The organism is Bartonella sp. OC16QHHD (assembly GCF_042194035.1).
Classification (GTDB): domain Bacteria; phylum Pseudomonadota; class Alphaproteobacteria; order Rhizobiales; family Rhizobiaceae; genus Bartonella.
Window position 1 is genome coordinate 1 of sequence record NZ_JBHIMJ010000069.1, and the last position, 2,504, is coordinate 2,504.

General features: G+C 39.0%; 1 protein-coding gene. It reads left to right on the plus strand.

The window, feature by feature from the left end; translation table 11 throughout:
* Nucleotides 1–281: 281 nt before the first annotated feature.
* Nucleotides 282–2,504: right-handed parallel beta-helix repeat-containing protein (locus tag ACFIK1_RS06950; protein ID WP_375662426.1), on the plus strand; the 2,223-nt coding region annotated here is incomplete at its 3' end.

Consider the following 2,504-nt stretch of genomic DNA (forward strand, 5'->3'; position numbering starts at 1 on the left):
AAAAACTGATGGGGTATATGCTAAAGAAGGCAGCGCCATTACTTTAGACGAAAAAGCTGCAGTTACATCATCTGATGGTTATGGACTTCATGCAGAAGGTCCAAAAGCCCAAATCACGAAGACAAAAGGTGCTGTAAGTGGAAAACAAGCTGCATTATTTGCAGAAAAAGGTGGACAGATTGATGCCACGAATGTTGCTTTAACAACCACAGATGACAAAGGAACTGGCGCAAAAGCCGATGGCGCTGACAGCGTCATTACATTAAAAGGCACAACAACCATTGAAAAAGTNAGATGTTGCTTTAACAACCACAGATGACAAAGGAACTGGCGCAAAAGCCGATGGCGCTGACAGCGTCATTACACTAAAAGGCACCACAACCATTGAAAAAGTTGTAAACGGCCTTGATATACAAAATGCAGCTACAGTCAAGATGACTGATGGTTCCATTACTGCCTCTCAAATAGGTGCTCTTTTCAACGCTAGCGGAAGTGATGAAAATAAAAACACGCTGGAAAATGTAAAAATATCGAGCAGCAAAGATGACGCCTTGATAGATAAAGGAATAAGTGCCGAAAAAAGCACTGTGTATTTAAACAATGTAACCGTCACTAAAGCGACAACAGGCATATTTGCAAATAATAACTCCACAATAACAGTCTCTGGAGGTTCATTTGATTCAAAACAAGCAACAATATTTGCGCAAAACGGCAGCACAATCACTATAAATGATTCTAAAATTACATCATCTGATAACACTGGGCTCCGGGCAAAAGACAATGGCACCATCAAAATGACGAAAGGAAAAGTTAAAGGAGGAATTTATGCAGCATTAACTGCTGAAAACGGTGGACATATTAATGTTACAGATGTTTCTCTCTCAGTAGCCACAGGTGGTGGAGCTGGTGCAAATGCCAGCGGACCTAATAGTATGATCGAATTGCACGGAACAGAAATTGATCATGCTTTTCTTGGACTTTATGCAGAAAAAAATGCTATAATTAAAATGACCGGAGGAACTATTACAACTTCTACAGTTGGTGCTACCTTTTATGACAGTAAAAACAATGAAAATAAGTTGGAAGATGTGACAATATCGAGCAGTCAAAAAGATGAAACAGTGGTGTTTACAGGATTAAATTCCCAAGCAAGCAATGTCACTTTAAAAAATGTACACATTACAAATGCAAAATTCGGCGTATATGCAATGGATCATTCTAAAATCAAAATATCAGGAGGATCATTTGTTGGAAACGATATAGGGATTAACGCAGAGAGTGGCAGCACCATTGCTTTAAACAACAATGTTATAGTCGCATCATCTAGTGGTAATGGACTCCGTGCAGATGGTTCAGGATCTAAGATCACAATGGCAGGAGGAAAAGTAACAACAATAGGGGATGCGCGAAGTGCATTATTTGCAGAAAAAGGCGGACAAATTGATGCCACGAATGTTGCTTTAACAACAGATGGCAAAGGAACCGGTGCAGAGGCCTTTGGTCCTGATAGCACAATTGAATTGCATGGCGATACAACAATTAACAATACTTTGAACGGTCTTGGAGCAGTTAATGGTGGTAAAATTACCAGTGAAAATTTAACCGTAGTCGGTGGTGAAACAATTGATCAAGACACCGACAAAAGCCGCTCTGGTGTATGGACAACGGACGCAGGGAGTGAAATTACGTTAACGGGCAAAACAACTATTCAAAATGTTGATGAAGGTTTTTATGCAGATGGTGGGAGTAAAATCATTAGCGGAGATTTAACAATAACCGGTGGTGAAAGTAAAAAAATAACCGTTGGTGTAAACGTTGCGGAGCCTGATAGTGCTATCGAATTAAATGGTAAAACAACCATTCAAAATTTTGATGTTGCTCTTACCGCAGGAAATAATAGCACAATTAAGATGATTAATGATGATATTGAAGCAGCACAGAATGCCATAGAAAACCAAATAGAAGCAAAAAAAATTGCACTAGTCGTAGCATATGGTGGACATATTGATCTCACAGATGTTTCTTTAACAGCAGGAGTTAGCGGCGTACAGTTCTTAGATCTCTTTGGTACCAAACTCGATGAATCAGATGATTCAAAAAAACATCCAAGTAGTGAAATTAATTTAACCAATGCAGATATTCACGTTGAAAATGGTACAGGAGTTCTCGTTGGGGCTCTCACTAACGATAACATTGAAGATACTCAAGAATTGTCAATCGGTACGCTCAATCTTAAAGATTCAAAAATTCATGCTGACGTATTATTAGGAGATGGCATTTTTTGGGACAAAATGTCATGGAAAGATAAAGAGTGGTGGGATGGTAAAGATGTTAAGGCGATCTCCAACGGCACTTTTACATTAAGCGCTGATCAGTCTACTTTAGAGGGCAGAGCGAATATTGCTAAAGACAGAAATGTACACTTTGATCTAAAAAACAAGACAACATGGACGTTGAAAATCAGCAAACATGAAAAAGATGATGATGGCAATCTGCTTGATATC